The sequence below is a fragment of the Pseudoflavonifractor sp. An184 genome (genome assembly GCF_002160305.1).
Lineage (GTDB): Bacteria > Bacillota > Clostridia > Oscillospirales > Oscillospiraceae > Lawsonibacter > Lawsonibacter pullicola.
The window spans coordinates 1-6908 of record NZ_NFKI01000092.1 but is presented as its reverse complement, the minus strand read 5'-3'; the positions used below and the strand labels follow the sequence as shown (position 1 = coordinate 6908).

The 6908-nt window shown below is 61.5% G+C and carries 9 protein-coding genes; 7 read left to right on the top strand and 2 right to left on the bottom strand.

The window, feature by feature from the left end:
- Positions 1–447: 447 nt before the first annotated feature.
- Positions 448–804 carry a DUF6809 family protein gene (locus tag B5F19_RS16125; RefSeq protein ID WP_162612599.1) on the bottom strand — a complete coding sequence of 119 codons (357 nt, stop codon included), beginning with the start codon at positions 802–804 and terminating at the stop codon, positions 448–450.
- 80 nt (positions 805–884) lie between these two features.
- Between B5F19_RS16125 and B5F19_RS16120 the strand changes: the two genes are divergently transcribed.
- The 6 genes from B5F19_RS16120 to B5F19_RS16095 all read left to right on the top strand — a co-directional run bounded on the left by B5F19_RS16120 (position 885) and on the right by B5F19_RS16095 (position 4777).
- On the top strand, positions 885–1097 hold the full coding sequence (locus tag B5F19_RS16120; RefSeq protein WP_087292583.1) for a helix-turn-helix transcriptional regulator: 213 nt from the start codon (positions 885–887) through the stop codon (positions 1095–1097).
- 185 nt (positions 1098–1282) lie between these two features.
- Positions 1283–2344, top strand: coding sequence for an acyltransferase (locus tag B5F19_RS16115; protein WP_162612598.1), 1062 nt, complete (start codon positions 1283–1285; stop codon positions 2342–2344).
- Positions 2345–2385: 41 nt separating this feature from the next.
- Positions 2386–2724 carry a hypothetical protein gene (locus tag B5F19_RS16110; protein ID WP_087292577.1) on the top strand — a complete coding sequence of 113 codons (339 nt, stop codon included), beginning with the start codon at positions 2386–2388 and terminating at the stop codon, positions 2722–2724.
- Between the two features lie 4 nt (positions 2725–2728).
- Positions 2729–3445, top strand: coding sequence for a 16S rRNA (guanine(527)-N(7))-methyltransferase RsmG (gene rsmG, locus B5F19_RS16105; RefSeq protein ID WP_087292574.1), 717 nt, complete (start codon positions 2729–2731; stop codon positions 3443–3445).
- A 149-nt stretch (positions 3446–3594) separates the two neighbouring features.
- Positions 3595–4329: a septum site-determining protein MinD gene (gene minD, locus B5F19_RS16100; protein WP_087292571.1), complete on the top strand. Its 735-nt coding sequence runs from the start codon at positions 3595–3597 to the stop codon at positions 4327–4329.
- Positions 4330–4360: 31 nt separating this feature from the next.
- Entirely contained in the window at positions 4361–4777 is a 417-nt protein-coding gene (locus B5F19_RS16095; RefSeq protein WP_087292568.1) for a methylglyoxal synthase, read from the top strand.
- Between the two features lie 1279 nt (positions 4778–6056).
- Here the strand turns inward: B5F19_RS16095 and B5F19_RS18290 are convergent.
- A complete protein-coding gene (locus B5F19_RS18290) occupies positions 6057–6329 on the bottom strand; it encodes a DUF6809 family protein (RefSeq protein WP_087292565.1) in 273 nt (90 codons plus the stop codon).
- Between the two features lie 83 nt (positions 6330–6412).
- On the opposite strand from B5F19_RS18290, the gene B5F19_RS16085 reads away from it, so the two are divergent.
- Entirely contained in the window at positions 6413–6634 is a 222-nt protein-coding gene (locus B5F19_RS16085) for a helix-turn-helix transcriptional regulator (protein ID WP_087292562.1), read from the top strand.
- Positions 6635–6908 lie beyond the last annotated feature (274 nt).

Below are 6908 nucleotides of genomic sequence, written 5' to 3'. Positions count from 1 at the left end.
GGATGAGGGTGCTCTCTCGAAAGGTGGCTCTTAGAGCAAGAGAAAGCCCCTCCAGATATCCCTCTCCCGCTAAAGTCCCCCCTTGTCAAAAGGGGGGCGCAAAGCGGCGTGGGGATACCCTTTCCCAGAGATCATTCACGGCGCGCTTCTTTTTCTTCTCTGTCGGGGCGCACAGTGTGCGCCCGCGGGCCGGTCTGGGACCGGCCCCTACGAAAAGACAGACACGCTTCCGGATACGCCGTAGGGGCGGCCCTTGCGGTCGTCCGAAAGCCTTCCCCCTTGAAGGGGGAAGGTGGCTGGCCGAAGGCCAGACGGATGAGGGTGCTCTCTCGAAAGGTGGCTCTTAGAGCAAGAGAAAGCCCCTCCAGATATCCCTCTCCCGCTAAAGTCCCCCCTTGTCAAAAGGGGGGCGCAAAGCGGCGGGGGGATTCCCTTTCCAGAGATCATTCACGGCGCGCTCCATTTTTCTCTGTATGGGCGGCACACCTGGGCCGCCCGCCGTTCCCCTGCGCCGGGCGGCGAAATTCCTACCGCCCCGCCAGCGCCCCCCAGCTTGATCCCCAGCACCAATCCCCGCCGGAAGGACAGCCGCTCCCTCTCCTCCCCTGTCTCCTCCTGATTGCACAGAAGAGTTTCCAACCACTTTCGCTCCTCCCTGGAGAGCCGCTGCTCCAACTCCGTTTGGGCCCGGCGCTGGTGGGCCAGGGCCATCTGGTAGTCCTCTTTTTCCTCTGCCATCAGGTAGGGAGACAGGTCTCCGTCATAATCAAAGGAGTAGAGCGTATCAAACAGCTGCAACATCATTATCCCTCCATAAGACATTTTTGTCCCTTTATGATACAATTATGGTTGTTCAAATATGTCCTGTCAAGGAGAATCTTTCTATGCCTGAATTTAAAGACCGCCTAAAAGAGTGCCGCCAAGCCAAGGGCCTCCGGCAGCAGGACGCGGCGGAACAGTTGGGAATCATCTACCGCACCTATCGCCGCTATGAGACCGGTGAAACGGAACCCACAATTTCGGTAGCGGCTCAACTGGCCGACTTCTTTGAAGTCTCCCTGGACTTCCTGGCCGGGCGGAGCGACCAACCCACATAATTTTATAGTCCGTATAAATCATATAAAATAATACGATTTGTTTTACTGTTCTGGAGCGATCTGCGCCCCTCCAAACCCTATCGGAGGTCATTTTCCCCCCTGAAAACCGCTCCAGACGGGCGATGGTCTGGAAACCCTTGGGGCTCAAGGGTTTTCGGAGAGAACAAAACCGGGAGGAATCCACCATGGCGGAAAAAAAGCGCCTGAGCGAGCTGTCTGTTTTAAATCTGCTCTTTTGCTTCATGGTCCTGTGGAGCCACTGCTCCGGCCAGCCGATTACCGTACTGGACCACAGCAGCTGGCAGTACGGTCTGATGATCTGCCTGCAGCGCCTCACCTTCGTGTCGGTGTCCGGCTTCTTCTTCCTCAGCGGAGTGAAGCTCACCCTGTCCTCCGGCCCCCTGCGCCTGGGGCGCTACTATGGGAAGCGGATCAAATCCATCTTCCTGCCCTATTTGCTGGCGGTGGCGGTCTACTATATGTATTTCATGCGCCACGGCTATTTTGGGTTCTCCCTCCCCGATCTCATCGGGTACGCCATCCGGGGGGACCTGTCCGCCCCCTTCTACTTTGTGGTGGCTCTGGCCCAGTTCGTGCTGCTGGTCCCCCTGTTCCGGTGGCTGGCCCGGCGGTGGTCCCCGGTCCTTCTGATCCCCATCTCTCTGGGGATCACCCTGCTCAGCGCCCAGTACCTGAACGACATGCTCCACCTCCTCTCCCCTGCTCTGAACTTCGCCTATGGGGACCGGCTGTTCACCACCTTTCTGGTGTACTATCTGGCGGGCTGCTGCGCGGGCCGGAACTACGAGGCCTTTACCCAGCTGCTCCGGGACAACTTCACCCTGCTGGCTGTGCTGGCGGCGTTCCTTGCCGCCGCCGATGTATTCTGCAGCTGGCAGCTCTTTGTAAACGGACAGCCTGTCCCCTTCCTGGAGACGCTCCACACCCTGTACCAGCTCACCGCCATCCCCACCCTGTACGCCCTGGCGCTGCGGTTTCCCATCCGCCTGCCGCCCCTTGCCCAGAAGATGGACCGGGCCAGCTTCCTGGTCTATCTGTATCATTCCCTGCTCATCACCTGGTTCAACGATTTTATCCCCCATTTGGGCATTAGGAAGGTATCCCTCCAGTTTCTTCTGCGGGTCGCCTTTATCTACCCGGTCACCTTCCTGCTGTGTATCCTGTGGCAGTGGGGCTACGGTCGGGTCAAGGAAGTCCTGGGCTCCCGCGCTGGGGCAGTCCGATAAAACATCCATCCTGTGCAAGCATCAATAAAAAGGAGACGCCCATGTCTGACAATAAAAAGCCGGAGCAGCGGCCTCCGGAGAGCTACACCCCCGCCTCCCCGGTGAAGCGCACCCTGGCCTGGATCGCCCTGGCCTATGTGCTCATCGGCCTGGCCCTGACCACCTTTTACTTTTTCAACGGATACATGCTGGGCAACCTGGGCCCCCTGCTGACGGTCCCCGGCCTCATCGGCCTGGGCGCCCTGGGGCTGGTGAGCTGGCGCTCCACCGGGCGGCCGGGAAAGTTCCCCGCCATTCTGCTGGCCATTTTATGCTGGGCCGCCGCCCTGGCCACCCTGCCCATCGGGATCGTGGGCCTGCTGTCCAATTTTGGGAGGTAACGGGATGAAAGAGATCATACGCGCCGGCCTGGCGGAGCTGGGCCTGCTGGACCAGGTCCCTCAGGAGGCCCCGGAGCAGCTGGCCGAGTACGGCCGCCTCATGCTGGAGAAAAACCAGGTGATGAACCTGACCGCCATCACCGACCCGGAGCAGGCGGCCCGCCTCCACATGCTGGACAGCGCCGCCCTGCTCCTGTGCGCCGATTTTCAGGGCGAGAAAACCCTCATCGACGTGGGCACCGGGGCGGGCCTGCCCGGACTGCCCCTGAAAATTCTGGTCCCCTCCCTCCAGGTCACCCTGCTGGACAGCCTGGGCAAGCGGGTGGACTGGCTCAACCAGGTGTGCGCCCAGCTGGGGCTGGAGGGCATCCAGGCCATCCACGCCCGGGCGGAGGAGCAGGCCCTGGTGAAGGGCTACCGGGACAGCTTCGACTTTGTCACCGCCCGTGCGGTGGCCCAGCTGCGCCTACTGGGGGAGCTGTGTCTGCCCTATGTAAAGGTGGGCGGGCAGTTCCTGGCCATGAAGACCACCGAGTCCGCCTCCGAGGTGGAGGAGGCCGCCCACTGCATCAAGCTGCTGGGGGGCCGGGCCGGGGAGCCGGTGGACTATGTCATCCCCGGCGCACAGGTCACCCACCGGGTCCTCCCCATCCGGAAGCTGGCCCCCACCCTGAAGGGCTACCCCCGCCGGTGGGCCAGGATTCAAAAGCAGCCCCTGTGACCCACAGCCAGTCACTTTTGCCCATTGCGCGGAGCTTTTCCGGGATTTTTTTAACAAAAACATTAAAATGATGCAAAATTTTTTCAAAAAAACCATTGACGAACCTAGGATTTGTGATAGACTTAACTTGGTGAGATAGGAGGAATTCCATGGGAACTGTCATCACCGTCACCTCCGGCAAAGGGGGGACGGGCAAGACTACGGTCACCGGAGGAGTGGCCTCCTGTCTGGCCCGGCTGGGAAAAACCGTGCTGTGCATCGACATGGACATCGGCCTTCGGAACCTGGATATTTCGCTGGGACTCAGCGACCGGGCGCTGATGGACTTTGCCGACGTGGCCCTGGGGAACTGTCCCCTGGCCCGGGCCGCCGTGTCCCACCCGGACCTGCCCAACCTGTCCCTGCTCACCGCCCCCATGCGCCTCCCGCCCCACGTGACGGCGGGCAGCATCCGGGCGCTGCTGCGCACGGCCCGGGACCGGTACGACTACATTTTCATCGACTGCCCCGCGGGACTGGGGCCCGGCTTTCAGCTGGCCACATGCGGCGCTGACCGGGCGCTGGTGGTGGCCACCAACGACGCCTCCTCCCTGCGGGACGCCCAGCGGGCCGTGGAGGAGCTGTACCGCCTGCGCCAGGTCCATCTGGTGATGAACCGCATCCAGCCCAAGCTGCTGCGGGAGCTGCGCACCACCATCGACGACGCCATGGACGCCGCCGGACTGCCCCTTATCGGGGTGATCCCAGAGGACCGGCGGGTCATTCTGGCCGCCAACATGGGCCGCCCCCTGATTCTGGAGGGCCGCCGGGGGGCCGCAAACGCCTGTCTGAATATTGCCAAACGAATTGAGGGATACCGGGTGCCCATTATGCGCATCCGCTGATCCTCCAGTATCATATAAGGAGGTAACCGCCATGAACATCGCCCTTATGTGCCACAACCGCAAACAGGAGCTGATGGTCCAATTCTGCACCGCCTACTGCGGGGTCCTGTCCAAGCACACCGTCTGCGCCACCAATGCCACGGGGCGTATGGTGGCGGAGGCCACCGGCCTGCCGGTCAACCTGTTCCTGTCCCACGAGCACGGCGGCATCGAGCAGATCGGCCAGCGTATCATCTACAATGAGATCGACATGGTCCTGTTCTTCAACTACCCCAAGGACACCGACATGGACGACAGCGTCATGTATATCTCCCGCCTGTGCGACGAGCACTCCGTCCCCATGGCCACCAATGTGGCCACCGCCGAGCTGCTCATCCACGGCCTGGCCCGGGGCGACCTGGACTGGCGCATCGGCATGAACCCCAACCGGGTGCCCTTCGCCCTGTAACTTTTCCACATTTCCTTGACTTTTTGGGGAAAATAGGGTAGCATATCAGCGTTCACCGCCACGACGGCGCATGAGTAACCGGGATACCGCCGGACAGAGAGAGGTCCCACGGGCTTCTGCCCCAGGTTGAGAGGACCCCACGGAGACGGACCCGGCCAAAGACGGCGCCACCAGCGGGCCTGGAGACAGGCGCGGCTCCCCCGCCGCAACACGGGGTCCAGAGGGAGCGGCCCGGCCGCTCTGAAATTGGGTGGCACCACGAAGCGAATGAAACGCTCTCGTCCCAATCACGGGATGAGAGCGTTTTCTTGTTTTTCAATGCGATGTTTCCGCCGTAGGGGCGGCCCCACGTGGCCGCCCGCCTAAGCCTTCCCCCTGGGGGCCGACTCCCCTTGTCAAGGGGAGATGGCCGAAGGCCAGAGGGGATAGGGTCAGGTGCCCCCGAAGGGGGGCGGATGAGGGGGCTCCCCCCCCAAAAAAAGCCTTCCCCTCGGGGGCCGACTCCCCTTGTCAAGGGGAGATGTCGCGAAGCGACAGAGGGGATAGGGAAAGGTGGCACGGCGAAGCCGTGACGGATGAGGGGGCAGGTTTCGGATTTGGTTCGTTATGCGCAGGGAGATTTCGCCCTGCGGGGCGAGTTTCTTTCCCAACGATGGGAAAGAAACCAAAGGATCGCCGGGGGACGGCTCCAGAGGAGCACCGTTCCGGTGCTCCTAGTCGCCTTACCCCCGGACCCCATTTACGGGGGCTACCCCTTCGGCTTGGCAGAAAATTTCCGGCGCGCAAAATCAGGAGTGCTTGAGTGCAATTCCTTCCGGCCCCACTGGGGGCCTGAGCCTGCAAAATTTAGAACATTTGCGGTTCAAGGTCGGCGCCTGGCTCTGCCGGACTAACGCTCCCGGTGCGTTTCCGCCGTAGGGGCGACCCTTGCGGTCGCCCAAAAGCCTTCCCCTTTAGGGGAAGGTGCCCCCGAAGGGGACGGATGAGGTGAGCGGCCAAAGGCCGCCCGCGGGCCGGTCTGGGACCGGCCCCTACGGCGAATCTAAAACGGTTCTTGGAATTTCGTAGGGGCGGGTCCTAGACCCGCCCGTCCCGAAATGTTCCGCTTCACCCGTAGGGGCGGCACACTGGACCGCCCGTCCTAGCCTTCCCCCTACAAGGGGGAAGGTGTCACGCGAAGCGTGACGGATGAGGGTGGTCATCGGAAACCACCCGGCCTTTTCGTAGGGGCGGCCTTTGGCCGCCCGCAAACCTCCCCCATCTTTCCACACCCGCCCCCTCAGCGGTGGAAAACCTCCCCCTCCCCCAGCGCCTCCAGCATCAGACGCGCCCCCAGCCGGAACCCCCGGGCAAACCACACCGGCTGGTCCGCCTGCTCAATATCCAGCGCCGCGCTCCAAATGCTGTCAAACTCCGCCGGACTGGCCGCCAGCTCCTCCAGCCGCTTGGCCCACGGCGCGGCCCGGTCTATGGCCTCTCGCTGTTCCGGCGATATGGTATCCTCATGTTGTTGCTCCAATAGGTCGAATAAATCCGTTAGCACAGATTTCATAGCTATCACCCCTTTGTAGTTTTAAAAACCACTTATAGTATAGTAGTTTTATATGCTATTTGTCAAGAGTTTTTGGAGGTCCTATGGCTGATTTTTCCGAACGCATCCGGGAACTTCGTACAAAAAATAACATATCCCAAGAGGCATTAGGCGCCGTAATCGGTGTAAAAAAATACGCCATCTATTCCTATGAGAAGGGCCGTGCCAGCCCGGAAATGAAAGGTTTAATCGGCTTGGCGGATTATTTTGGTGTATCCATTGATTATTTGGTCGGCCGCACCGACAACCCGGAAATCAACCGGTAGACGGGCGGCCCAGTGTGCCGCCCCTACGGCACAGCCGGCCCAGACCGGGCGGGTCTTGGACCCGCCCCTACGGAGCGCCCGGAAAGGCGTATGTCTTTGCATAGGGGCCGGTCCCAGACCGGCCGCGGGCGGCCTTTGGCCGCTCACCTCATCCGTCACGCTTCACGTGACACCTTCCCCTAAAGGGGAAGGCAGGGGGATGGGCCTTCCAAAGCCTTCCCCTTTAGGGGAAGGTGCCCCCGAAGGGGGCGGATGAGGTATCCCGTGTTTCGAA